The 24,579-nt window shown below is 69.3% G+C and carries 23 protein-coding genes and 1 pseudogene; 12 read left to right on the top strand and 12 right to left on the bottom strand.

Going from position 1 to position 24,579, the window contains the following annotated elements:
- Window positions 1-41 precede the first annotated feature (41 nt).
- From ACTOWL_RS00685 to ACTOWL_RS00655, 7 genes and pseudogenes are all read left to right on the top strand, one after another.
- Window positions 42-653, top strand: a complete 612-nt coding sequence (locus ACTOWL_RS00685; RefSeq protein ID WP_441319254.1) for a uracil-DNA glycosylase family protein — start codon at window positions 42-44, stop codon at window positions 651-653.
- Window positions 654-685: 32 nt separating this feature from the next.
- Entirely contained in the window at window positions 686-1,771 is a 1,086-nt protein-coding gene (locus ACTOWL_RS00680) for an AI-2E family transporter (RefSeq protein ID WP_441319253.1), read from the top strand.
- Window positions 1,772-2,201: 430 nt separating this feature from the next.
- Window positions 2,202-3,227 carry a phosphate ABC transporter substrate-binding protein PstS gene (gene pstS / locus ACTOWL_RS00675; RefSeq protein WP_441319252.1) on the top strand — a complete coding sequence of 342 codons (1,026 nt, stop codon included), beginning with the start codon at window positions 2,202-2,204 and terminating at the stop codon, window positions 3,225-3,227.
- 46 nt (window positions 3,228-3,273) lie between these two features.
- Entirely contained in the window at window positions 3,274-4,251 is a 978-nt protein-coding gene (gene pstC / locus ACTOWL_RS00670) for a phosphate ABC transporter permease subunit PstC (RefSeq protein WP_441319251.1), read from the top strand.
- A gap of 5 nt (window positions 4,252-4,256) precedes the next feature.
- Window positions 4,257-5,117, top strand: a complete 861-nt coding sequence (gene pstA, locus ACTOWL_RS00665) for a phosphate ABC transporter permease PstA (protein WP_441319250.1) — start codon at window positions 4,257-4,259, stop codon at window positions 5,115-5,117.
- On the top strand, window positions 5,114-5,944 hold the full coding sequence (gene pstB / locus ACTOWL_RS00660; RefSeq protein WP_441319249.1) for a phosphate ABC transporter ATP-binding protein PstB: 831 nt from the start codon (window positions 5,114-5,116) through the stop codon (window positions 5,942-5,944). The genes pstA and pstB overlap by 4 nt, the downstream gene beginning before the upstream one ends.
- A gap of 56 nt (window positions 5,945-6,000) precedes the next feature.
- Window positions 6,001-6,306 (top strand): annotated as a pseudogene (locus tag ACTOWL_RS00655) (winged helix-turn-helix domain-containing protein); the annotation flags it as partial.
- 16 nt (window positions 6,307-6,322) lie between these two features.
- Here the strand turns inward: ACTOWL_RS00655 and ACTOWL_RS00650 are convergent.
- Window positions 6,323-6,745, bottom strand: coding sequence for a metallopeptidase family protein (locus ACTOWL_RS00650; protein WP_441319248.1), 423 nt, complete (start codon window positions 6,743-6,745; stop codon window positions 6,323-6,325).
- The gene (locus ACTOWL_RS00645) at window positions 6,742-7,518 is read right to left on the bottom strand and encodes an SDR family NAD(P)-dependent oxidoreductase (protein WP_441319247.1); all 777 of its coding nucleotides are present in this window, start codon (window positions 7,516-7,518) and stop codon (window positions 6,742-6,744) included. The genes ACTOWL_RS00650 and ACTOWL_RS00645 overlap by 4 nt, the downstream gene beginning before the upstream one ends.
- Before the next feature lie 120 nt (window positions 7,519-7,638).
- Here ACTOWL_RS00645 and ACTOWL_RS00640 point away from each other — a divergent pair, with 120 nt between their 5' ends.
- Window positions 7,639-7,935: a YciI family protein gene (locus tag ACTOWL_RS00640; protein WP_441319246.1), complete on the top strand. Its 297-nt coding sequence runs from the start codon at window positions 7,639-7,641 to the stop codon at window positions 7,933-7,935.
- Here ACTOWL_RS00640 and ACTOWL_RS00635 read toward each other — a convergent pair.
- From ACTOWL_RS00635 to ACTOWL_RS00625, 3 genes are all read right to left on the bottom strand, one after another.
- Window positions 7,898-9,127 carry a multidrug effflux MFS transporter gene (locus tag ACTOWL_RS00635; RefSeq protein WP_441319245.1) on the bottom strand — a complete coding sequence of 410 codons (1,230 nt, stop codon included), beginning with the start codon at window positions 9,125-9,127 and terminating at the stop codon, window positions 7,898-7,900. The genes ACTOWL_RS00640 and ACTOWL_RS00635 overlap by 38 nt on opposite strands.
- On the bottom strand, window positions 9,120-9,836 hold the full coding sequence (locus ACTOWL_RS00630) for a M48 family metallopeptidase (RefSeq protein ID WP_441319244.1): 717 nt from the start codon (window positions 9,834-9,836) through the stop codon (window positions 9,120-9,122). Before ACTOWL_RS00630 ends, ACTOWL_RS00635 begins: the two co-directional genes overlap by 8 nt.
- Window positions 9,837-9,928: 92 nt before the next feature.
- Complete coding sequence (locus ACTOWL_RS00625; RefSeq protein ID WP_441319243.1) at window positions 9,929-12,121, bottom strand: beta strand repeat-containing protein; 2,193 nt, start codon at window positions 12,119-12,121, stop codon at window positions 9,929-9,931.
- 573 nt (window positions 12,122-12,694) lie between these two features.
- On the opposite strand from ACTOWL_RS00625, the gene tauA reads away from it, so the two are divergent.
- From tauA to tauD, 4 genes are read left to right on the top strand one after another with little or no spacing between them, the layout of a single operon-like run.
- Complete coding sequence (gene tauA / locus ACTOWL_RS00620; protein WP_441319242.1) at window positions 12,695-13,714, top strand: taurine ABC transporter substrate-binding protein; 1,020 nt, start codon at window positions 12,695-12,697, stop codon at window positions 13,712-13,714.
- Between the two features lie 20 nt (window positions 13,715-13,734).
- Window positions 13,735-14,514: a taurine ABC transporter ATP-binding subunit gene (tauB, locus tag ACTOWL_RS00615; protein WP_441319241.1), complete on the top strand. Its 780-nt coding sequence runs from the start codon at window positions 13,735-13,737 to the stop codon at window positions 14,512-14,514.
- 13 nt (window positions 14,515-14,527) lie between these two features.
- Complete coding sequence (gene tauC / locus ACTOWL_RS00610) at window positions 14,528-15,364, top strand: taurine ABC transporter permease TauC (RefSeq protein WP_441319240.1); 837 nt, start codon at window positions 14,528-14,530, stop codon at window positions 15,362-15,364.
- A 41-nt stretch (window positions 15,365-15,405) separates the two neighbouring features.
- A complete protein-coding gene (tauD, locus tag ACTOWL_RS00605) occupies window positions 15,406-16,254 on the top strand; it encodes a taurine dioxygenase (protein WP_441319239.1) in 849 nt (282 codons plus the stop codon).
- A 33-nt stretch (window positions 16,255-16,287) separates the two neighbouring features.
- Here tauD and ACTOWL_RS00600 read toward each other — a convergent pair whose 3' ends face one another.
- The 7 genes from ACTOWL_RS00600 to ACTOWL_RS00570 form a co-directional block, all read right to left on the bottom strand.
- Window positions 16,288-17,121 carry a carbohydrate ABC transporter permease gene (locus tag ACTOWL_RS00600; protein WP_441319238.1) on the bottom strand — a complete coding sequence of 278 codons (834 nt, stop codon included), beginning with the start codon at window positions 17,119-17,121 and terminating at the stop codon, window positions 16,288-16,290.
- Window positions 17,122-17,129: 8 nt separating this feature from the next.
- On the bottom strand, window positions 17,130-18,050 hold the full coding sequence (locus tag ACTOWL_RS00595; RefSeq protein WP_441319237.1) for a carbohydrate ABC transporter permease: 921 nt from the start codon (window positions 18,048-18,050) through the stop codon (window positions 17,130-17,132).
- Between the two features lie 157 nt (window positions 18,051-18,207).
- Window positions 18,208-19,467, bottom strand: a complete 1,260-nt coding sequence (locus ACTOWL_RS00590; RefSeq protein ID WP_441319236.1) for an ABC transporter substrate-binding protein — start codon at window positions 19,465-19,467, stop codon at window positions 18,208-18,210.
- Window positions 19,468-19,504: 37 nt separating this feature from the next.
- A complete protein-coding gene (locus ACTOWL_RS00585) occupies window positions 19,505-21,493 on the bottom strand; it encodes an aldo/keto reductase (RefSeq protein ID WP_441319235.1) in 1,989 nt (662 codons plus the stop codon).
- Window positions 21,494-21,522: 29 nt separating this feature from the next.
- Complete coding sequence (locus ACTOWL_RS00580; protein WP_441319234.1) at window positions 21,523-22,374, bottom strand: carbohydrate ABC transporter permease; 852 nt, start codon at window positions 22,372-22,374, stop codon at window positions 21,523-21,525.
- The gene (locus ACTOWL_RS00575; RefSeq protein ID WP_441319233.1) at window positions 22,374-23,306 is read right to left on the bottom strand and encodes a carbohydrate ABC transporter permease; all 933 of its coding nucleotides are present in this window, start codon (window positions 23,304-23,306) and stop codon (window positions 22,374-22,376) included. The genes ACTOWL_RS00580 and ACTOWL_RS00575 overlap by 1 nt, the downstream gene beginning before the upstream one ends.
- Window positions 23,303-24,574 (bottom strand): ABC transporter substrate-binding protein, encoded by a 1,272-nt coding sequence (locus ACTOWL_RS00570; protein ID WP_441319232.1) that lies wholly within the window; start codon window positions 24,572-24,574, stop codon window positions 23,303-23,305. Before ACTOWL_RS00570 ends, ACTOWL_RS00575 begins: the two co-directional genes overlap by 4 nt.
- Window positions 24,575-24,579 lie beyond the last annotated feature (5 nt).

Here is a 24,579-nt window from a genome sequence, read left to right as displayed (position 1 = left end):
CGGCGCTTGGCCGCGGCCCGCGAACGGCCTAGACCGGATGCATGGCGACGGCGGCGACGGATGATCTGGCGGCGGTGGTGGCGGCGGCGCGGGCCTGCCGGATCTGCGCCGGCCGGTGGCCGCATGCGCCGCGCCCGGTGCTGCGCGCGACCACGACCGCCCGGCTCCTGATCGTCGGCCAGGCCCCGGGTGCGCGAGTGCAGGCCTCCGGCCTGTCCTGGACCGACGCCAGCGGCGACCGGCTGCGGCAATGGCTGGGCCTCGACCGCGACGCCTTCTACGACGAGGATCGGGTGGCGCTGGTGTCGATGGGGCTGTGCTTCCCGGGCACCAACCCCAAGGGCGGCGACTATCCGCCGCCGCGGATCTGCGCCGAGACCTGGCATCCCCGGCTGCGGCCGCTGCTGCCCGGCATCCGGCTGACCCTGCTGGTGGGCAGCCTGGCCCAGGCCTACTACCTCGGCCCGAGACGGCAGCCGAGCGTGGCGCAGACGGTCGCCGCCTGGCGCGACCACCTGCCCGACTTCATCCCCCTGCCGCATCCGAGCTGGCGCAACACCGGCTGGCTGAAGCGCAACCCGTGGTTCGAGGCAGACCTTCTGCCGATGCTGCGCGTCAGGACCGCTGCCGCGCTGGCGGGCGACGCCCGATGACCGCTCCGTCCCCGTCGCCGCAGGACCAGCCCATGCCTGTCGACCCCGCCCACGGGCGCAACGGCAACGGCCATTTCCCGGAAATGCCGCTGCCGCAGGACCCGAAGACGGTCTTCCTCGGCATCCTCTGCCTGCTGGCGCTGACGGTCGCGCTGTATGTCGCGCGGGACATCGTCCTGCCGATCGTGCTGGCCGTGGTGCTGAAGCTGCTGCTGCAGCCGCTGGTCCGGCTGCTGGAGAAGGCGCGGATCCCGCGTGCGATCGGCGCCATCGCTGCCATTCTGCTGCTGCTGGCGATCTTCGCCGGCATCGGCGCGCTGCTGACCAGCCCGGCGGCCGAATGGGCCGGCAATCTGTCGAATGAATGGTCGGCGCTGCAGGCCAAGTTCGCCGTCATCGTCGACCCCCTGCACCAGCTTCAGGAACGTCTGGAGCAGATGGGGGTGCATTTCGGCGGCGTCGGCACGCTGCTGGAGCACCCGACCGACATCGTCACCGCGGTCTTCGCCGGCACCAGCACCGTGGCCTCGCACCTGTTCGAGACGCTGCTGATCCTGTTCTACCTGCTGGTGTTCGGCGACATCTTCCTGCGCCGCTTCGTCGAGATCCTGCCCAACTTCATGGAGAAGCGCGAGGCGGTGTCGATCTCGCTGCAGATCGAGCGCGACCTCTCTGCCTATCTCCTGACCGTCACCGTGATCAACGCCCTTGTCGGCGTCGCCACCACGCTGATGATGTGGGCCTGCGGCATCCCGGCGCCGGTGCTGTGGGGCGCGGTCGCCTTCTGCCTGAACTTCGTGCCGATCCTGGGCCCGTTCTTCGGCGTCGCGCTGTTCCTGGCGGTCGGGCTGGTGGCCGACGGCCCGACCTGGATCGCGGCCCTGCCCGCCGCGCTGTATCTCGGCATCCATGTCGCCGAGGGCGAATGGATCACGCCGATGGTGCTGGCCCGGCGCTTCACCATCAACCCGGTGGCGGTGATCCTGGCCCTGATCTTCTGGTACTGGATGTGGGGCGTCCCCGGCGCCATCCTGGCGGTGCCGATGCTGGCCATCACCAAGATCGTCTGCGACCGCCTGCGCCCCCTGCGCGCCCTCGGCCACCTGCTGGAGGGTTGACGCGCGCCCGACGCGGGCAATCCGTTCTCAATCGACCTGGATCCGCGCATTTGGACTCGACTTCGAGTCGATGTGCGATCCTCGACCGCCATCTTGCACGGATAGACGACACCAAGTCGAATTCATCCTTCGATGAAGAAGATCTCACCTGGCCATTAATAATTTTTAATGCCACCGGCCACACGGCAGTGCTATATCCGCCCCCGGAAGCCTGGATATCCAAGCGTTATCAAATACTTGGCGCGAAGCGACAGAAGTCCCCGCCGGCCTGTCGGCGGCGGTGGTTCAGCGGCCCGTCCGAAATCCGAAAGATAAATGTCACATCCGAGCCGTAACACCGCCGGGGTCGGATCAGACCGATCGCGCCGCGGCGCGACAGGAACAGGAGGTCAATGTGAAGAACATGTCAGGACGGCTCGTTCGGAGCGCGATGCTGGGGGCGGCCGTCGCCCTGCTGGCCGGGGCGGCCCAGGCTGCCGACATCTCCGGCGCGGGCGCGACCTTTCCCTATCCGGTCTACGCCAAATGGGCGGACGCCTACAAGAAGGCGACCGGCACCGGGCTGAACTACCAGTCGATCGGCTCCGGCGGCGGCATCAAGCAGATCAAGGAGAAGACGGTCACCTTCGGCGCCTCCGACATGCCGCTGGCGCCCGAGGAGCTGGAAACGGCCGGCCTGGTGCAGTTCCCGATGATCGTCGGCGGCGCGGTCCCGGTCGTGAACCTGCCGGGGATCGAGCCCGGCAAACTGGTGCTCGACGGCGAGGTGATTGCCGGGATCTATCTCGGCGACATCACCAGCTGGAACGACCCGAAGATCAAGGCGCTGAATCCGGGTCTCGACCTGCCGGACACTGCCATCGCGCCGGCCTACCGGTCCGACGGATCGGGCACCAACTTCCTGTTCACCACCTATCTCTCCTCGGCCAGCGCCAAGTTCAAGGACACCGTCGGCGCCAGCACCTCGGTGCAGTGGCCGACCGGTATCGGCGCCAAGGGCAACGAGGGCGTCGCCGGCATGACCAAGCAGACGGAAGGCGCGATCGGTTATGTCGAATACGCCTATGCGGTGCAGAACAAGCTCAGCTACGCCCGGCTGGTGAACCACGACGGCAAGACGGTCTCGCCGACCGTCAAGACCTTCCAGGCCGCGGCGGCCAGTGCCGACTGGGCCCATGCCAAGGACTACCAGGTGGTTCTGACCAACGAGCCCGGCGCCGACAGCTGGCCGATCACCGGCGCCAGCTTCATCCTGATGTACAAGCAGCCGCAGGATCCGGCCGCGGCGGCGACCGCGCTGAAGTTCTTCGGCTGGGCCTACGACAAGGGCGACACGCTGGCCACCGAGCTCGACTACGTGCCGATGCCGGACAGCGTCGTCGCCATGGTCGAGAAGACCTGGAGCGGCAGCATCAAGGGCGCGGACGGCCACGCTCTGTGGCCCGCCACGCACTGACCGCACACCCGGCCGCGCGCGCGCCTTCGGACAAGGGTGATCAATGGTGAGTGCCGTCACTCCCGAGGTCGGATCGCAGACCGGCGGCCGCGCCGCGCGCCACCAGCGCGCGGCGGATGCCGGCTTCCGCCTGACCACGCAGGCCTTCTCCCTCCTGGTGCTGGCGATCCTCGGCGGGGTGATCCTGTCGCTGATCGCCGGCGCCCTGCCGGCGCTGCACCGCTTCGGATTCGGCTTCGTCTTCGCCGATGTCTGGAACCCGGTCACCGAACGGTTCGGCGCGCTGGCCCCGCTGTACGGCACCCTGGCAACGTCGCTGATCGCGTTGCTGATCGGCGTTCCGGTCAGCTTCGGCATCGCCGTCTTCCTGACCGAGCTGTGTCCGCCAGTGCTGCGGCGGCCGGTCGGCATCGCCATCGAGCTCCTGGCCGGCGTCCCCAGCATCATCTACGGCATCTGGGGCTTCTTCGTGCTGGCGCCGATCCTGCAGCATACGGTGCAGCCCTTCCTGATCGGCACGCTGGGGCGGCTGCCCCTGATCGGCGCGCTGTTCGCCGGCCCGCCCTACGGCATCGGCCTCCTGACCGCCGGGCTGATCCTCGCGATCATGGTCCTGCCCTTCATCGCCTCGGTGATGCGCGACGTGTTCGAGACGGTGCCGCCGATGCTCAAGGAATCGGCCTATGGCCTCGGCGCGACGACCTGGGAGGTGGTGTCCAAGGTGGTGCTGTCCCACAGCCGCACCGGCGTCGCCGGCGGGGTGATGCTCGGCCTCGGCCGCGCGCTCGGCGAGACCATGGCGGTGACCTTCGTCATCGGCAACGCCCACCGCGTCGCGGCCTCGATCCTGGCCCCCGGGACGACGATCTCCGCCTCGATCGCCAACGAGTTCACCGAGGCGGTCGGCGACCTCTACACCTCGTCGCTGATCGCGCTCGGCCTGATCCTCTTCGTCATCACCTTCGTCGTGCTGGCCCTGGCGAAGCTCCAGCTCGCGCGGCTGCGGCGCAAGGCGGGGGGCTGAGGTCCATGGCCGCCTCGTCCGCGCTCTACGCCCGCCGCCGGGCCACCAATGCGATCTGCCTCGGCATCTCCACCGCCGCCGCCCTGTTCGGCCTGCTGTGGCTGGCCTGGATCCTCGTCACCCTGCTGCGCAACGAGCTCGGCGCCATCGGCCCCGGCCTGTTCGCGGACTCGACTCCGCCGCCGCCGGGCGATGGCGGCGGGCTGCTGAACGCGATCTATGGCAGCCTGGTGATGACCGGCGTCGGCACCTTGATCGGGACGCCGGTCGGCATCCTGGCCGGCACCTATCTGGCCGAGTACGGCAAGTCCGGCCGCCTGGCCGAGGCCGTCCGCTTCGTCAATGACATCCTGCTCAGCGCGCCGTCGATCGTCATCGGCCTGTTCGTCTACGAGATCATGGTCGCGCGGATGGGTCATTTCTCGGCCTGGGCCGGGTCGGTCGCACTGGCGATCATCGCCGTCCCGGTCGTGATCCGCACCACCGAGGACATGCTGAGGCTGGTGCCCGACAGCCTGCGCGAGGCGGCCGCGGCGCTCGGCGCCCCGCGCTGGAAGGTGGTGACCCTGATCTCCTACCGCGCGGCCCGCAACGGCATCGTCACCGGCGTCCTGCTGGCGGTGGCGCGGATCAGTGGCGAGACCGCGCCGCTCCTGTTCACCGCACTCAACAACCAGTTCTGGAGCACCGACATGAACGCGCCGATGGCGAATCTGCCGGTCGTCATCTTCCAGTTCGCCCTCAGCCCTTATGACGGCTGGCAGACTCTGGCCTGGGGCGGCGCACTGCTGATCACCGTGACCATCCTCCTCCTCAACATCATCGCCCGGACGCTGTCGGCGCTGGGCGGCAGGGACCGATCATGACAGGGAACGGCGCGACCCGGGTGGCGCTCGACCTCGCCGGCGGCATCCGCCGGCCGGCGCCGGGGCCGGATCTCCACGAGAAGATCGCGATCCGGAACCTCTCCTTCTTCTACCAGGGGCACGAGGCGCTGAAGCGGGTCTCGTTGCCGCTCTACGAGCGGCATGTGACGGCGTTCATCGGCCCGTCCGGCTGCGGCAAGTCGACCTTGCTGCGGGTCCTCAACCGCATGTACGACCTCTATCCGAAGCAGCGGGCGGAGGGCGAGGTGCTGCTGGACGGCCGCAACATCCTGTCGCCGCAGCAGGACCCGAACCAGCTGCGCGCCCGGGTCGGCATGGTGTTCCAGAAGCCGACACCCTTTCCGATGTCGATCCACGACAACATCGCCTTCGGCATCAGGCTGCACGAGCGCCTGCCGGCTGCCGAGATGGCGGACCGGGTCGAGGCGGCGCTGCGCCGCGCCGCCCTGTGGGACGAGGTCAAGGACAAGCTGAGGCGGAGCGGCACCAGCCTGTCCGGCGGCCAGCAGCAGCGCCTGTGCATCGCCCGCGCCGTGGCGATGCGGCCGGACGTGCTGCTGCTCGACGAGCCGACCTCGGCGCTCGACCCGATCTCGACCGCCAAGATCGAGGAGCTGATCGACGAGCTGAAGGCCGACCACACCATCGCGATCGTCACCCACAACATGCAGCAGGCCGCCCGCGCCGCCGACTTCACCGCCTTCATGTATCTCGGCGAGCTGGTCGAGTTCGGCGCCACGGCGGAGCTGTTCACCACCCCCCGCAACGACCGGACCCAGGCCTACGTCACCGGCCGCTTCGGCTGACGCATCATCTCGGTTGGAAGGAGAGCGGCATGCAGCAGATGATCCCGGTGGTCGAGGAAGTGCTGGTCTGTTCCGACCTGGTGATGGATCTCGCCGGCCACCGCGTCCGCCGCAACAGCCGGGACGTGCATTTGGGACCGACCGAGTTCCGGCTGCTGCGCCTGTTCATGCAGCATCCCGGGCGCGTGTTCAGCCGCGAGCAGCTTCGCCGCGACATCTGGGGCCATGACACCGATGTCGAGCCGCGCACGATCGACGTCCACATCGGCCGCCTGCGCCGGGCCCTGAACGGCGATGGCGGAATCGACCCGATCCGCACCGTCCGCTCCGCCGGCTACATGCTGGTCCGGCTGGCCGGGTGATCCGCCCGGCCGAACCTCACATCTGCCCTTCGTCCGCCTCCCGCTCCAGCGTCTCCATGTCGTCGTCGGAGAAGCCGAAATGGTGGCCGATCTCGTGGATCAGCACGTGGCGGACGACATGGCCGAGATCCTCGCCGGTCTCGCACCAGTAGTCGAGGATCGGCCGGCGGTAGAGGAAGATCATGTCCGGCCGGGTCGCGATCGCGAAGGTCTTCTGCCCGAACGGCGTGCCGGTGTAGAGGCCGAGCAGGTCGAACGGGCTTTCCATGTCCATCTCGTCCAGCGTCTCGTCATCCGGGAAGTCCACCACCTGGATGGCGACGCCGCGGACCATGGCGCGCAGCCGCGCCGGAATCCGCTCGAACCCCTCCTCCGCCAGCTCGATCAGGTCGTCGGTCGACGGCGGCTCGGTGAAGCCCGGCTTCTGGACGCTGCTCATCGCGGCGCCAGACGCACGGCGCCGTCGAGCCGGATCACCGACCCGTTCAGCATCTCGTTGGCGGCGATGTGCAGGACCAGCTGGGCGAACTCCTCCGGCCGGCCCAGGCGCTGCGGGAACAGGGTGGTGGCGATCAGGCTGTCCTGCACCTGCTGCGGCATCGCCTCGATCATCGGCGTGCCGATCAGCCCCGGCGCCACGGTCATCACCCGGATGCCGCTCTTGGCCAGGTCGCGCGCCGCCGGCAGGGTCAGCCCGACCACCCCGCCCTTGGAGGCGGAATAGGCGACCTGGCCGACCTGGCCCTCATAGGCCGCGACCGAGGCGGTGGCGACGAACAGGCCGCGCTCGCCCGAGGCGCTGGCCGCCGCCGGCAGCGGCTCCTCCGCCGCCATCGCCGCGGCGGTCAGGCGCAGCAGGTGGAAGGTGCCGAGCAGGTTGACCCGGATCACCCGCTCGAACAGCGCCGGGTCGTGCGGCCCGTCGCGGCCGACCAGCCGGGCGCCCGGGGCGATGCCGGCGCAGGCCACGGCGATCCGCGCCGTGCCATGCGCCGCCCGGGCCTGATCCAGCGCCGCCGCCACCGACTCGCCGTCGCCGACGTCGCAGGCCACGGCCAGGCCGCCGATCTCGCCCGCCACCGCCTCGGCCGCGTCGCGGTTGAGATCGAGCAGCGCCACCTTTGCGCCCGCCGCGGCCAAGGCCCGGGCGGTCGCCGCCCCCATGCCCGACCCCGCCCCGGTGACCACCGCCGCCAGACCCTCGACCTTCATGCCGTCTCTCCACCAGAATTTGGCACCCGGATATCCTGCCCCCTGGGTAGCAGATCGCCGGGCGGGTTGCGACCGGGCCGAACGCCGCTATGCTCGCCGGATCGACGAGGGAGGACAGCCATGCAGTTCCTGGTGACCGCGAAGGACGGCGACGACGCCGAGGCCCCGGCCCGGCGCCTGGCGGCGCGCGAGCAGCATCTGGTCGGCGCCCGCCGCTACGCCGAGGAGGGCGTGATCATCGCCGGCGGCGCGATCCTGGACGATGAGGGCCGGATGATCGGCTCCAGCGTGATCTACGAGGTGCCGGACCGGGCCACTCTCGACGCCATCATCGCCGCCGACCCCTATGTCACCGGCGGGGTGTGGCAGCTGATCGACATCAGGCCGTTCCGGCTGGCCGTGCGGTCGAAGGGTTGACAAGGAGCCGGAACGCCGCCAGGGCGCCGAGCGTCGTCAGCAGCGCGGCCAGCGCCATCGGCAGGCCGTCGCTGCCGGTGGCGTGGCCGATGGCGATGCCGACCAGGGCCGCCAGCGTCATCTGCAGGAAGCCCATCAGCGCCGAGGCGGTGCCGGCCATGGCCGGGAACGGCGCGATCGCCCCGGCGATGGCGTTGGGCAGGGTCAGGCCGACGCCGATCATCACCACGAAGAACGGGCCGACCACGGCCCAGACGGTGAACACGCCGGCCGCCGCCAACGCCGCCATCGCCGCGGCGCCGGCCAGCATCACCAGCGTCCCCGCCGCGATCATCCGGTCGATGCCGAGCCTGAGCGTCAGCCGGCCGGAGCCGAAGCTGCCGCAGATAAAGCCGATGCAGACGATGCCGAAACAGGCGCCGTAGACCGGCGGCGACAGGCCGAGCATGCCCGACAGCACGAAGGACGAGCCGGAGATGAAGGTGAAGATCGCACTGTAGCTGCAGGCGACGATCGCCACATAGCCGATGTAGCGGCGGTGGCGCAGCAGGCTGGCATAGTTGCGGACCAGCCGGGTCGGGCTGGTGGCGAGGGGATCACGGTGCCGGTTGCTTTCGCCGAGCAGCCCGAGCACCGCGGCCAGCATCAGCACGCCGAAGCCGACCAGCAGCCAGAAGGTCGCCTGCCAGCCGAAGGCCTGCTGCAGCACGCCGCCGATGATCGGCCCGATCGCCGGCGCCAGCGCCATCGACATCGACATGTAGGCGAGGATGCGGGCCGAGCGTTCGGGCCCGTACAGGTCGCGCACCACGGCGCGGCCCAGCACCGGGCCGCAGCAGGCGCCGAGCGCCTGCAGGAACCGGCACAGGATCAGCATCTCGATCGAGGTGGCGAGCGCGCAGGCGATGCTGGCGGCGGTGAAGATCGTCACCCCGGCCAGGATCGCCGGGCGCCGGCCGAAGCGGTCGGAGACCGGGCCGTAGACCAGCTGCGCCACGGCGAAGCCGACCAGGAAGACGCTGAGCGTCAGCTGCACCGTGGCGATGTCGCTGTCGAACGCCGTGACCAGCGCCGGCAGCGACGGCAGGTACAGGTCGGTCGACATCGGCCCGAAGCCGGTCAGCAGGGTCAGGACGATGGCGATGATGGCCGAGGGCTGCAGGCCCCCGGTTCCGGCAACCCGGTCAGCCATAGAGATGCAGGTCCTGTCCCTTGGCCTTCAGCCAGGCGCGGCAGCGGCCGGACTCCGGGTGCAGCCGGTCGACCACCGCCCAGAAGCGCGCGGAATGGTTCATCTCGACCAGATGCGCGACCTCATGCGCCACCACGTAGTCGAGCACCGATTCGGGCGCCAGCAGCAGGCGCCAGGAATAGCTGATCCGCCCGCTGGAGGCGCAGCTGCCCCAGCGGCTGCGGGTGTCGCGCACCGTCACCGCGGCGACGGTGACGCCGAGCCTCACCGCCGCCGCCCGGCTGCGGACCAGGAGCTGGCGCCGCGCCTCCGCCCGCAGCCAGGCGGCCAGCCGGGCGCCGAGATGCTCGACCGGGCCGCCGATCCTGAGCTCGCCATCGGCCCAGCGGACGCCCCGGCCCGCCGCAGGGTCGTGCGCGATCCGGTGCGGCACGCCGAGGATCGGGACCTCGGCGCCCGGCAGGAACGGGGTCCGGCCCGGCATGGCGGCGCGGCGGCGGCGCACCCACTCGGCATGGCGGGTGACGAAATCCGCGATCACCTGCGCCGGCACCCGCGGTGGCGCCACCACCACGACCTCGCCCGACGCGGGGTCGAGCTTGAGCGACAGGCGCCGCGCCCGGGCATTGCGGCGCAGCGCCACCGGCCGGTCGAGGCCGGTGATGGCGAGAAGGGCGGGCGACGCCTCGGGACGGGTCCGGCTGGGCATGGCCGGACCATAACCGGACCGGGCCGGAAGGGGAATCCGGCTGTGCGATGCCGGCTTCCCCCGATCCGCCGTTCCCGGCCCGGCGCCGCGCCCTACAGCACGAAATCGGCCGCGGCGGCCGCCGCGCCATTGGCCAGCACGACGCGGAAATCGGCCACGCCGTCGCCGTTCACATCGGCCTCGACCACCCCGGCGGTCGAGCGCAGCTGACCGCGGACGAAGGTGAAGCCAGCCCCGCCGATGAAGGTAAAGGCCTGGTTGCCGTCCGCCCCGATGTTGTTGGCGTCGATTTCCGACAGGTCGAACTTGTCGAAGCCGCTGACGAAGTCGGCGACGCTGTCGATCTTGGCGCCGGCCACCCAGGAATCGAGCACCGTGCCGTACCGTATCGTGTCGTTGCCGGCGCCGGCGGTGATGGTATCGGCCCCGCGCCCGCCGCGGATCGAATCGGCCTCGGTGCCGGCGTCGATCTTGTCGTCGCCCTGCCCGCCATCGATCGAATCGACGCCGGCGCGGCCGTTCAGCGTGTCGGCGCCGGTGTTGCCGCTGATGGTGTCGCCGGCGCTGCTGCCGTGGAACGTCACCGTCTCCAGGTTGTAGGCGTCGACATAGAAGTTGCCGCTGGTCGACCGGACCTGGAAGGTCGGCGACCCGCCGGCGAAGAGCTGCACCGACTGGGTCTCGGCCGAGGCGTCGACCACCAGGGCATCGGTGCCGGCCTCGCCATCGACGAAGTCGACCCCGGACCCCGCCGCGGTCGGCCGGGTCTTGGCATTGACGGTGTCGTTGCCGGCCCCTGTCCTGATGTCGTCGGCTTGGCTGCCGCCCGTGATCACGTCATTGCCGGCGCCGGTGGTCAGCGTGATGCGCTCGAGGCCGAGGATCGAGGTCAGGCCCGCCGCCGCGATCGACGTCGTGGTCCCCAGCGTGAAGGCCACGCCCGAGACCAGCCCGCTGAGATCGGCCTGCCAATGGTCGATTCCCGCGCCGCCATTCACCGTCCCGCCGCGGGTGCCGGTCTGAATGAAGTCGGCGCCAGCGCCGCCGGTGAACTGCACCGCCTCCATGTTGTAGGCATCGACGTAGAAATTGCCGGAGTTCGACCGCACCTGGAAGGTCGGCGACCCGCCGGTGAACAGTTGCACCCCCAGGGTCTCGGTCGCGCAATAGACCACCAGCGTGTCGCTGCCGGCGCCGCCGTCGACGTAATCGGTCCCGGCCCCCGCCGTCGTCGGCCGCAACCTGGCGTTGATGGTGTCGTTGCCGGCGCCGGTGCGGATGTCGTCGGCCTGGCTGCCGCCGATGATGTTGTCGTTGCCGCTGCCAGTGAACAGCGTGAGGCGTTCGAGGTTGAGGATCGAGGTCAGCCCCGCCGCCGCGATCGAGGTCGTGGTTCCCAGCTGGAACGCCACGCCCGAGATCAGGCCACTGAGATCGGCCTCCCAGTGATCGATGCCGCCGCCGCCGTTCACCGTGCCGCCGCGGGTGCCGGTCTGGATGAAGTCCGCGCCGGAGCCGCCGGTGAACTTGATCACCTCCATACTGTAGGCGTCGACGTAGAAATTGCCGGAGTTCGACCGCACCTGGAAGGTCGGCGACCCGCCGGTGAACAGCTGCACCGACTGGGTCTCGCCCGCGGCGTTGACGATCAGGGTGTCGCTGTCGAGCCCGCCATCGACCACATCGACCCCCGACGCGGTCGGCCGCGTCCTGGCGTCGATGGTGTCGTTGCCGTCACCGGTGTTGATGCTGTCGGCCTGGGACCCGCCGGTGATCGTGTCGTTGCCGGCGCCGGTGGTCAGGCTGATGCGCTCGACGCTCAGGATCGAGCTCAGCCCCGCGGCGGCGATCGATGTCGTGGTCCCCAGGGTGAAGGTCACGCCGGTGAACAGCCCGCCCAGATTGGCGAACCAATGGTCGGTGCCGGCGCCGCCATTCACCGCCCCGGACCGCTCGCCGGTGTCGATCGAGTCGTTGCCGGAGCCGCCGGTGAAGTTCACCGCCTCCATGTTGTAGGCGTCGACGTAGAAATTGCCGGTGGTCGACCGCACCTGGAAGGTCGGCGACCCGCCGGTGAACAACTGCACCGACTGGGTCTCGCCGGAGCAGTTGACGACCAGCGTGTCGAAGCCCGTTCCGCCATCCACCACGTCGACGCCGGAGCCGGCGACCGTCGGCCGGGACCCGGCGTTGATGGTGTCGTTACCGGCCAGGCCGTTGATCGTATCCGCGGCGCTGGTCCCGACCAAATTGTCGGCGCCGGCGGTGCCATTGATGATTGCCATTAAAAAACCTCCCCACGGCCAGCGGCCCGCCGATGCCGTCGAAACTGCTCGCGGCCCCTCGGTCTGAAAGGGATGGGCTCGACTGCGCCATGGTGCCATCATACGCCTGAACACCATGGTATGCGTGGATTTGTCTAAAATATTTTGCATCCGGAATGACCGGTTGCGGCCCATCCGGTCACAAGGCCAGGAGGGCAGTCCTTGCAGAATATACCATGTAGAACATGTAGTTTATTCAACAGCCATGAAGTGCTGTTGTTGAATCCTGTTGACTTGATCCGGGCGACTGTGAAAGCCTGTGTCCTGTCGGTCCTGTCCGGGATCGCGCCGCGGCAATTTTCGGTGAAGCTTGCGCCGCGTCACCAAACGCTAAGCGCCACGACCGGGTTCGTGGTCTCGAGGAGTCGAAGCCCATGTCTCTCATCTGCGATCCCGGCTGTTGCGGCCAGGCCTGAGCCGCACCCCTTCACCCCTTCCATAACGGCGCCCCGGCCGACTGATCCGCGCTCCCTGATCGGGTTCGATGCGCGACCGGCCTTGCGTGTGCGCCTGTTCGTTCGAGGATTGTCCCGAATGCTCGTCCAGATCCTGCGATGGTCCCTGCTGGCCGGTGCGGCCGCCGTGGTCATCGGCAACTACGCCCGGGCCGAGGAGCCGCTGACCATCGGCTACCAGAGCACGGTCGAGCCGGCGAAGGTGGCGCAGGCCGACGGCCTGTACGAGAAGGCCATCGGCCGCCCGGTCGAATGGCGCAAATTCGACAGCGGCGCCGACGTCATCGCCGCCATCGCCTCGGGCTGGGTCCAGATCGGCTATGTCGGGTCCAGCCCGCTGGCCGCCGCGGCCAGCCGCGAGCTGCCGGTCCGCACCATCCTGGTTGCGATCGAGATCGGCACCGCCGAGGCGCTGGTGGTGCGCAACGGCGCCGGCATCGACAAGCCGGCGGACCTGGCCGGCAAGACCGTGGCCGTGCCCTTCGTCTCGACCACCCATTACAGCCTGTTGGCGGCGCTGAAGCACTGGGGCATCGCCCCGACCTCGGTCCGGATCGTGAACCTGCGGCCGCCGGAGATCGCGGCGGCCTGGCAGCGCGGCGACATCGACGCCGCCTATGTCTGGGACCCGGCGCTGGGCAAGATCAAGGAAAGCGGCACGATCCTGGTCACCTCGACCGAGGTCGCCGGCTGGGGCGCGCCGACCTTCGACGCCTGGATCGCCCGGGCCGACCTGATCGCGGCGGATCCCAAGGCGGTGCAGGCCTTCGCCGACGTCACCCTGACGCAATACGCGGCCTACCGCGCCGACCCGAAGGCGTGGAGCGCGGAATCGGAGCAGGTCGCCAAGATCGCCAGGCTGACCGGGGCGAAGCCGGAGGAGATCCCGGCCCTGCTACAGGGCAGCGTCTTCCCGGTGAAGGCGGAGCAGGCCGGCCCCGCCCTGCTGGGCGGCGGGACGGCCAAGGCGATCGCCGCCACTGCAGCTTTTTTGAAGGAGCAGGGTAAGATCGACCAGGCGCTGGAGGATTACGCGCCTTACGTCGACGCCCGTTTCGTCGCCGCGGCCGGCAGTACGCAGGTGGGGACGACGAACTGAACCGGGCGCAGGAGAGGCCCATGTCGGTTCTGGCGGTGAATGCCGTTTCGGTGACCTATCCTGCGGCGGATGGCGACATCCGCGCGCTGGACCGGATTACCCTCGCGATCGAGCCGGGCGAGTTCGTCGTCGCCCTCGGCCGGTCGGGATGCGGCAAGACCACGCTGTTGAACCTGATGGCGGGCTTCCTGGCCCCCGAGGCAGGGACGGTCACACTCGGCGGCGTTCGTGTGACCGGACCTGGGGTGGAGCGGGGCGTCGTCTTCCAGGACGACGCCCTGTTCCCCTGGCTTGACGTGCTGGGCAATGTCGGCTTTGCGCTGCGGCTGCGCGGGATCCCCCCGGCCGAGCGCGACGACCGGGCCCGGCGCATTCTGCGGCTGGTCGGGCTGGAGGGCTTCGAGCGGCAGCGGCTGTGGGAGCTGTCGGGCGGCATGAAGCAGCGGGTCGGCCTGGCCCGGGCACTGGCCGCCGACCCCGAGGTGCTGCTGCTGGACGAGCCGCTGGGCGCGCTCGACGCGCTGACGCGGGAGCGGATGCAGGAGCTGCTGCTGGACCTGTGGCACCGCACCGGCAAGAGCCTGTTCCTGATCACCCACAGCATCGAGGAAGCGTTGTTCCTGGCGACCCGGCTGGTGGTGATGTCGCCGCAACCCGGCCGCATCGTCGAGGATCTGCGGCTGGATTTCGGCCGGCGGTACTGTTCCGGCGAGCCGGCGCGTCGGATCAAGTCCGACCCCGGCTTCATCGCCTTGCGCGAGCGGGTGATGGATGTGATCTTCGAGCGCGAGGCAGCCTGAATTGGCGGACATCGTGCTCCAGAAACCGGTGCCGTCCCCTGTCCGCAGGGGGCCGATCCCGCAGCGGCGCCCCGGAAACGCCAAGGGCCGCGGGACGAAGCTGATCAGCCTCGCCACCGTGGCGGGCCTCCTCCTGCTGTGGGGGATCGTCGCCAATCTCGGCCTCGTCCCGCCCCTGTTCCTGCCGACGCCGCAGGCGGTGCTCGGCAAGCTCGTCACCACGGCCGCCACCGGCTTTGCCGATGCGACGCTGCTGCAGCACCTCGCCGCCAGCCTGGGCCGCGTCTTCGCCGCTTTGGCGCTGGCGCTGGTGATCGCGGTGCCGGTCGGCATCGCTATCGGCACCAGCCGGGTGGCGCACGGCATCCTCGACCCGCTGATCGAGTTCTACCGGCCGATCCCGCCGCTGGCCTATCTGCCGCTGATCGTGATCTGGTTCGGCATCGGCGAGACCTCGAAGGTCCTGGTGATCTTCCTCGCCATCTTCGCCCCGATCGCGATCTCGACCGCGGCCGGGGTGCGCGCCGTGCCGCCCGACCGGCTGCGCGCCGCCCGCTCGCTGGGCGCCACCCGGGCCCAGCTGCTGCGCCATGTGATCCTGCCGAACGCGCTGCCGGAGATCCTGACCGGGGTGCGCATCGGCCTCGGCGTCGGCTGGTCGACCCTGGTCGCGGCCGAGCTGGTCGCCGCCACCAGCGGCCTCGGCTTCATGATCCAGAGCGCGGCCCAGTTCCTGGTCACCGACGTGGTGGTGCTGGGCATCCTGGTGATCGCCGTGGTCGCCTTCCTGCTGGAATATCTGCTGCGCCTGCTGCAGCGCCGGCTGACGCCCTGGCACGGGCGCGGCTGACACCACCGACCGAAGACCAACCGCAAACAGAGAGGCCCGCCATGCCCGACAGCCTGTCGACCCTCCTCTCCGTCCAACCCTTGAATCCCGCCATCGGTGCCGTGGTGCGCGGCATCAACCTGGCGCAGCCGCTGGGCGACGCCACCATCGCCGCGATCAACCGCGCCCTGCTGCAACACCATGTCCTGTTCTTCGAGGACCAGGAGCTGAACCCGGCGGCGCAGCGCGACTTCGCCGCCCGCTTCGGGGCGCTGCATGTCCACCCGGTCTATCCGCATGTGAAGGAGGTGCCGGAGATCATCATCCTCGACACCCATCCTGACAACCAGCCGGACAACGACAACTGGCACACCGACGTCACCTTCATCGAGACCCCGCCGCTGGGCGCCGTGCTGGCGGCGAAGCAGCTGCCGCCCTTCGGCGGCGATACCAGTTGGTCCAGCAGCATCGCCGCCTTCGAGGCGCTGGCGGCGCCCTGGCAGGGCTTCCTCACCGGCCTGACGGCGCTGCACGACTTCGCCAAATCCTTCCCGCCGGAGCGGTTCACCGCGCCGGAGGAGCGCGAGCGCTGGCAGATCGCACGCGACAAGAACCCGCCGGTGATCCACCCGGTGGTGCGCACCCATCCGGCGACCGGCCGCAAGGGCCTGTTCGTCAATGAGGGCTTCACCACCCGCATCCTCGGCTTCTCGGCCAAGGAGAGCGACGCGGTGCTGCGCTTCCTGTTCGACCATGTGGCCAAGCCGGAATTCACCGTGCGCTGGCGCTGGAAGGCGGGCGACGTCGCCTTCTGGGACAATCGCTGCACCCAGCACTACGCCCTGGCCGACTACCTGCCGAACCGGCGGGTGATGCACCGCGCCACGATCCTGGGCGACCGGCCGGTCTGACCGTGCGGGAGTGGGGCGTGCTCGTCGTCCGCCCTACCCCTTCACCGCGCCCTTGGCCAGGCCGGCGACGATGTGGCGCTGGGCCAGCAGGAAGAACACGATCGCCGGCGCCAGGGTCAGGGTGACGAAGGCCAGGATCTTGTTCCACTCGGTGGAATACTCGCCCTGGTAGTTCATGATCCCGAGCGGCCAGGGATACATCTCCGGCGTGTTGAACATGATCAGCGGCAGCAGGTAGCTGTTCCAGCTGGCGACCAGGGAGAAGACCGCCACGGTCGCCAGGATCGGACGCGACAGCGGCAGGGTGATGCGCAGGTAGAACTGGAAATAGCCGCAGCCGTCGACCCGCGCCGCCTCCCACAGCTCGTGCGGCAGCTGGCGGAAGAAGCCGCGCAGCATCAGGATCGCCATGCCCAGGCCGAAGGCGACCTGCGGCAGCACCACGCCCCAATAGGTGTCGAGCAGGCCGAGGTCGCGGACCCGGATGAACAGCGGCAGCATCGCCGTCGCCGCCGGGAACATCAGCCCCAGCAGCAGATAGTTCAGCAGCATGCGGCTGCCGAAGAACACGACATGGGCGAAGATGAAGGCCGCCATCGACCCGACGATCAGCACCAGCCCGACGGTGAGGCCGGCGATGACGGCGGAGTTGAACAGCATGCGCCACAGCCGCGCCGAGCCCAGGATCTCCCAATAGACCGGGCCGTCCCAGCTGGCCGGCAGGCCCAGCGGGTTGACCCGCAGCTCGCCCAGCGTCTTGAACCCGCCCAGCGCCGCCGCGATCAGCGGCACCAGCACGATTCCGGCGACCGCGAGCAGCACCAAATATTGCGGCAGGAGGGAGGGGCGGAGCGTGGGCGCAGCCATGGGCCTTCCTAATCCCCGCGCATCAGGGTGCGGCGATAGACGAGCGAGAAGGCGACGCAGATCAGGAACAGCACCACGCCGACGGCGCTGCCGAAGCCGATCTCCATCCGCATCTGGCCGAAGGTGTAGAGATAGGTCACCAGCGAATGGGTGGCGTTGGACGGGCCGCCGCGGGTCAGCGCCATCACCATGTCGAACAGCTGCAGCGCCCCGACCACGGCGAAGAACACCGACAGCCGGATGGTCGGGAACAGCATCGGGATCTTGATCCGGCGCGCGATCTGCCAGGGCGTGGCGCCGTCGATCCGGGCCGCGTCGATGATCTCGGACGGGATGCTCTGCAGGCCGGCGATGTAGATCATCATGTGGAAGCCGAAATACTTCCACACCACCAGCAGCAGCACCGCCCCCATCGCCAGGGTGCGGTCGGCCAGGACGAAGGGTGCCTGGGCCCCGAACCAGCCCCAGATCAGCGCCACCGCGCCGTACTGGCCGTCATAGAGGAACTGCCAGATCAGCCCGGTCGCGACCTCGGCCAGGATGTAGGGCAGGAAGAACACCATCCGGAACGCCACCCGGCCGCGCAGCTTCTCGGCCAGCAGCAGCGCCATGGCCAGCGCGAGCGGCAGCTGGATCGCCAGCGACACCGCGATGATCAGCCCGGTGTTGGTCAGCGCCGACCAGAAGGTGCGGTTGCGCAGCAGCTGCTCGAAGTTCCGCAGCCCGACGAAATCCTGCGGGCTGCCATAGCCGTTCCATTTGAACAGGCTGTAGAAGCCGGCCTCGCCCATCGGCAGGATCACGAAGATCGTGAACAAAGCGAGGGCCGGCACCAGCATCAGCACCACCGGCGCCACCTGCGACCGCAGCGCCTCGCGGCGGCGCCGACGGACGGCGACATGATCATGAGCCAGGGTTGCGGCCGTCATGGTGAGACCACCCCATCGGCCGGAGCCACCCCCTCACCCTCCCGTTGCTGACGCAACGGGCCCCTCCGTCTCCCCGAGGAGAGGGTCACCTCTCCCCCGGGGAGAGGTCGAAATCGCATCGCGATTTCGGGTGAGGGGGAAGACCTCTCCATCCGGCTCACCGCATCTCCCAGGCTTCCTGGACCTGGCCGGCGGCGTCCTTCGGGTCGGTCGCGCCGGAGGCGATGTCGGTGGTGACGTCGTTCACCACCCGGCCGACATTGGCGCCCAGCATCTGGTCGTAGAACACCTGGAAGTAGCCGGACTTGGCGATGTTCTCCGCCATCTGCCGGAAATACGGGTTCTTCAGCTTCTCGGCCGTGCCCTTGTTCACCGGGATGTAGACGCCGAGCTCCGCCGCCTTCTCCTGGTTCTCCTTGTTGGTCAGGAACTTCAGGAAATCGACCGCCTCGGGCGGCGACCCCTTGGTCACCAGCCAGCCATTGACGCCGCCGAGCACATCGGTCGGCTGGCCGGCGCCGCCGGCCATCGTCGGGAACGCGAACCAGCCGAGCTCGGCATCCGGGATGCCCTTGCCGGAGGCGCTGTTCTTCTTGGCGTTCAGATAGTCCCAGTTGCCCATCAGATGCATCGCGGCCTTGCCGTCGCCGAAATAGCCGGCGGCCTGCGGGTTGGTCAGGCCAAGATAGCCGGGCTCGAACGGCTCCAGCGCCGCCAGGGCCTTCAGGTCCTCGCCGGCCTTGACGTAGACCGGCCCGTCGAAGCCGTCGCCGGACTGGTCGTAGGCGGCCTGGAACGCGTCCTTGCCGCCGATCCGCATGGCCAGCAGGGTCCAGTAGAAATGGATCGGCCATTTGTCGGCGCCGCCGGTCGCCAGCGGCACGATGCCGGCGGCCTTGATCGTCTTCACCGCCGACAGCAGGTCGTCCCAGCTCTTGATGTCCTCGGCCTTGACCCCGGCCTTGGCCAGCAGCGGCTTGTTGAACCAGAAGCCGACCTGCGAGGCCAGCACCGGCACGCCCCAGACATGGCCGTCGACGGTGAAGGCGTCGAGCGCGGCCGGGCTGATCCGGTCGGCCCATTCGCCCTTCACCGCATCGCTCAGATCCTCGATCACCCCGGCCTTGATCTGGTCGCGCAGCACGCCGCCGCCCCAGCTGTAGATGATGTTCGGCCGGTCCGGCGATTGCAGCGTGGTCGGCAGCTTGGCCTTGTAGGCCTCGTTCTCGAGATACTGCATCTGGATGGTGACGCCGGGATGCGCCGCCTCATAGGCGCGGGCGACGCTTTCCATCCAGGCCACGGTGTCCGGCGTGTTCTCGATATGCAGCCATTTGACCGTGGCGTCGGCCATGGCGCCGCCGGACAGAAGCCCGGCGGTGGCGAGGGCCGCGAGGCCCGACAGCATTCTGTTCATGGTTGTCTCCTCCCTGTTCTGGTTCCTGCGCCGGTGATCAGCCTTCGAGCCAGCGCACCTCCTCGGGCGTCAGCGCGATGTCGAGCGCCTGCAGCGAATCCTCCAGCTCCTCCAGCGTCAGCGGGCCGATCAGCGGCAGCACCGTGAAGTCCTGGTGCAGGCAATAGGCCAGGGCCACCTGGTTCGCCGAGCGGCCTTGCCTGGCGCCGAGCTCGGCCGCACGGTCGCGGCGGCGGAAATTCCCCTCGCCGTACCAGCAGCGCTCCAGCTCCGGGTCCTGGTGCCGGTCGCGGCCGGCGCGGTCGGTGAAGAAGCCGCGGGCCTGGCTGGACCAGGCCAGGAGCGGCATCCGCCGCTGCAGCAGCCAAGCCTTCCATTCCGCATCCGCCGCGGCGATGCAGCCGGGCCAGACCGGCTCGATCATCTCCGCCAGGCTGAAATTGTTGCTGACCGTGGCGGGCCCGTGCTTGCCGTTGGCCCGGGCGTAGGCAATGGCCTCGTCCAGTCTCTCCTGGGTCCAGTTCGACCCGCCCCAGGAGCCGATGCGGCCGGCCCGGATCTCGGCATCGAGCACGTCGACGAACTCGCCGACCGGGATGTCCGGGTTGTCGCGGTGCATCAGATAGAGGTCGAGCCGGCCGGTGTGCAGCCGGTCGAGCGATTCCGTCAGCTGGCGCGGGATCACGTCGGGGTAGCACAGCGGCGCATGGGCGCCCTTGCCGATCAGCACCACCTCGTCGCGCACGCCGCGGCCGGCCAGCCACTGGCCGAGCACCCGGTCGGAGCCGCCGGCGCGGTAGACCCAGGCGGTGTCGAAGGTGTTGCCGCCGCGCTCGAAGAAGCGGTCGAACAGCATCCCGGCCTGGCTGATATTCTCCACCCCCACGGCGCCGAGGGCGAGGGCCGAGGCCGGGCGGGCGGCGCCGGGCAGGTCGATCCGGCGCATGGCGCCCGCCTTGAGCGGCCGGCCGTCGACCGGGCCGGTGCGCCGCGCCGGCGTCTCCAGCGCATATTCCAGGCCGATGGCGGCGCGCCAGGCGTCCATCGTCTTCAGGTTGCCGAGGCTGTCGGCCGGGGTCATGAAGGCGGCCTCGTGCTGGCCGGCCGCCACCGCGTCGCCGACCGCATCGGCCTCGAAGCTGTAGAGCCAGCCGGCCTCCTCGATCGCCACGGTCTCGGTCTTGCCGTCCGGACGGGTGATGACGATGGCGCTGCTGCCGCCCTCCTTGCCGCTGCAGAACCAGGGCGAGGCGACCTCGATCCGGCCCTCGGTGCCGAAGATCCGCACCGTGTTCTCCAGCGCCAGCGACACGCCGGTCGCCACCTGGGCGACGATGCCGCCGGGGAACTCCAGCACCGCCGCGGTCCATTCATCGACGCCGCTGCGGCCGAGATGGCCGGCGCCGGTCACCTTCACCGGGTCGAGGAAGGGCTTGCCCGAGGCGGCGCCGGCGATCAGCCGTGCGATCGACACCGGATAGCCGCCGACATCAAGGATGCCGCCGCCGGCCAGGTCGTTGGCGAATAGGCGATGCTCGGCGTTGAACTTGGCGGCGAAGCCGAAGCTGGCCTGGATCATCCGCACCTCGCCGATCGTGCCGGCCGCCACCAGCTCGGCCAGCCGCCTGGTCTGCGGATGGGCGCGGTACATGAAGGCCTCGGCCAGGAACACGCCGGCGCGCCGTGCTGCATCCACCAGCGCCATGGCATCATAGGCGTTGACGGCGATCGGCTTCTCGCACAGCACGTGCTTACCGGCCTCGGCGGCGCGGATGCCCCAATGCACATGGCCCGGATGCGGCGTGGCGATGTAGACGGCGTCGACCTCGGGGTCGGCCAGCAGCGCCTCGTAGCCGGCATGGATCCTGGCGCCGGGGAAAGCCTCGGCCAGCCCCGGCCTGGCCGCATCACGCGTGCCGATCGCCACCAGCTTGCCGGTGCGCGACCGGGCCACGCCGCCGGCGAAGTCCCGGGCGATCCGGCCCGGCCCGAGAATGCCCCAACGCAGCTTCGCTTCCGTAGCCATGCCTGTCTTTCCGTCTGTCGAGAGTGTCATCAGCCCTTCACCGCCCCCATGGTCAGGCCGGCGATGAAGTGGCGCTGCATCAGGAAGAACATCACCACCGGGGGGATCGCCACAACCACCGTCGCCGCCGAAATCAGATTCCAGACCGAAACGTATTGGCCGCGCAGCGTGGCGAGGCCGAAGGTGACCGGCTTGACCGCGTCGCTCTGGGTCAGCACCAGCGCCCAGAAATAGTCGTTCCAGACGAAGGTGAAGGTCAGGATCGCCAGTGCCGCCAGGGCCGGGCGCAGCAGCGGCACCACCACCAGGCCCAGGATCTGCGCCGGCGACGCGCCCTCGGCCCGCGCCGCCTCGAACAGCTCGTTCGGCAGCCGGGCGATGAAGTTGCGCATGAACAGGGTGGCGAAGCCGGTCTGGAAGGCGATGTGGAACAGGATCAGCGCGGCGAAGGTGTCGTACAGGCCCAGCTGCACCATCAGGTCGCGCACCGGGATCATCAGGATCTGGTGCGGCACGAAATTGCCACCGACGAAGACCGCGAAGACCAGCATGTGGCCGGGAAAGCGGTGCTTGGACAGCACGTAGCCGGCGAAGGTGCTGAGCACCAGCACGCCGACCACAGAGGGCACGGTGATGATCAGGCTGTTCAGCATGAAGCGCAGGATCGGCGTGTCGGCGAACACCGCGCGGTAGTTCTCGATCAGCTCGATCCGGCTGGGCCAGCCCCAGTAGTTGCCGACCGACAGGTCGTCCAGGCTGCGCACCGAGGTCAGCAGGATCGCCAGCAGCGGCAGCAGCCACAGCAGCAGCACCACGCCGATGGAGCCGCGATAGGCGATGCGGGCGCCGGGGCCGGCGCGGTCGATCGGCAGCGGATACATCAGCCGCCCCCCGCCTCGACCCGCACCATCCGGCGCAGATACCAGGCGATGAACACCGACATGACCAGGAACAGCACCGAGGCGATGGCCGCGCCGTAGCCGAAGCGGTAGCTGAAGATCGCCTGCTCGTACATCTGGTAGGCGAGGACGGAGGAGGAGCCGAACGGCCCACCCTGGGTCATCACCGCCACCAGGTCGAAGCTGCGCAGCGCGCCGATCACGGTGACCGCGATGGCGATGAACGAGACCTGGCGCAGCTGCGGCAGCACCACGTTCCAGAACATCGGCCAGCCGCGGGCGCCGTCGACCCGGCCGGCGCCGAGGATGTCGTCGTCCAGGTTGTTCAGCCCGGCCAGGAACAGCACCATGCAGAAGGTGATCTGCGGCCACAGCGCCGCGGCGACCACGGCGAAGGTGACGAAGCGCTCGTCCGACAGCAGGGCCGGCGCCGCCGCCCCCACCGCCTGGAAGATCATGGCCAGCAGGCCGAAGGTCGGGTCGTAGAACCAGGTGAAGACCACGCCGACCGTGACCGGCGCCAGCACCAGCGGCACGAAGAACAGCGACTTGACCAGCCGCATGCCCCGGAGCTTCTGGTTCAGCAGGATGGCGAGGCCCAGCCCCGCGGCCGGCGCCAGCAGGAACAGCACCAGCCAGATCAGGTTGTTCTGCAGCGACACGTAGAATTGCGGGTCGTCGGCCAGCTCATAGTAATTGGCCAGGCCGATCCAGACCTTGTCGCCCATCCCGTCCCAGTCATGCAGGCTGATCCACAGGCTTTCGACCGTGGACTGCACGATCACCATCCCGAACAGCACGCCGCCCGGCAGCAGGAACAGCACCGGCCAGGCCCAGTCGAGATGGCGCCGCCAGCGCTGCCGCAACCCGGCGCCGCTCGCGTTCCGCGTGGCGATCGGCGCGGCCAGGCTCATGCCTTGAACACCCGCTTGCGGGTGGTCTCGAGCCGCTGGAGGATCGCCTGCCGCCGGTCCGGCGCGACCATGAACTCCTGGAACGCGTTCAGCCCGGCCTGGGCCATGTCCGGGTCAGTGTCGCGGTCGTAGAACTGCGAGGTGCCCTTGGCCGCCTGCAGCGTGTCGACCACCGACTGCATCAGCGGGTCGACCTGCATCTTGACGTCCTTGCGCGCCGGGATGTTGCCGTCCGGCTGCAGATAGGCGCCGAGATTCTCCGGCCGGTAGAAATAGGCCAGGAAGTCGCGCGCCAGCTCCTTGTTCTTGGCCCGCGCCGGGATGTGGATCGAGTTGACCGAGAACTCCTCGAACGGCCCGATCCCCGGCTGGATCTGCGGGAACGGGATGAAGGCCAGCTGCTCCACCTGGTCGTCCGGGAACACCCGGCGCGCGAAGTTGCCGAGGAAGAACATCGCCGCCTTGCCCTGCACCAGGAAGGCGGCCGCCTGCTGCCAGGAATAGGAGGTGTGGTTCGGCAGGAAGTAGTTGCGCTTGATCAGGTCCTCCCACCGGTCGAACACGGCGGTCAGCTCCGGATCCAGATAGGTCGCCTGCCCGTCCATCAGCCGCATGTGGTAGTCGAGGCCGTTGATCCGCAGGTTCAGATAGTCGAACCAGCCGGCGGCCGGCCACAGCTCCTTGGTGCCGATGCCGAGCGGCACCAGCCCGGCCGCCGCAGCCTTGTCGCAGGTGGCGATCATCTCGTCCCAGGTCTTCGGCGGCGTCAGCCCGTGCTGGGCGAAGACGTCCTTGCGGTACAGCATCCCCCACATCGAGCCGCCGGTCGGCAGGCCGTATTGCCGGTCGTCGACGCTGACCGTCTGGGTCATCACCCCGAGCACGTCGTAGAACTTCTCGCGCTGGAACAGGTCGGTGATGTCGTCGAACAGCCCGCGCTTGACGAAGGCGCGCATGCGGTTGCCGCTGAACCAGAAGCAGACGTCGGGCGGGCTGGTGACCAGGTAGTTGCGGATCGCGGTCTTGTTCGACTCATGGTCGATGCCGTTGATCGTGACCTTGACCCCGGTGTCGCGCTCGAAATCGGCGGCGATGCGTTCGACGACCGGGCGGTTGTTGCTGGCGTCGCTGATCATCGTGATCTCGCGCGCCTGGGCGATGGCGGGCCGCGCCAGCAGCGGGCCGGCGGCCAGGGCGCCCGCCCCCGCCGCCATCGACTTCAGGAGGCTGCGGCGGTCGCTGCGGATGATGGAGCGCGACAGGTCCATGCGTC

This window comes from Inquilinus sp. CA228 (assembly GCF_052078665.1).
Taxonomy (GTDB): Bacteria; Pseudomonadota; Alphaproteobacteria; order DSM-16000; family Inquilinaceae; genus Inquilinus.
This window is presented reverse-complemented; position numbering and strand designations above follow the sequence as displayed.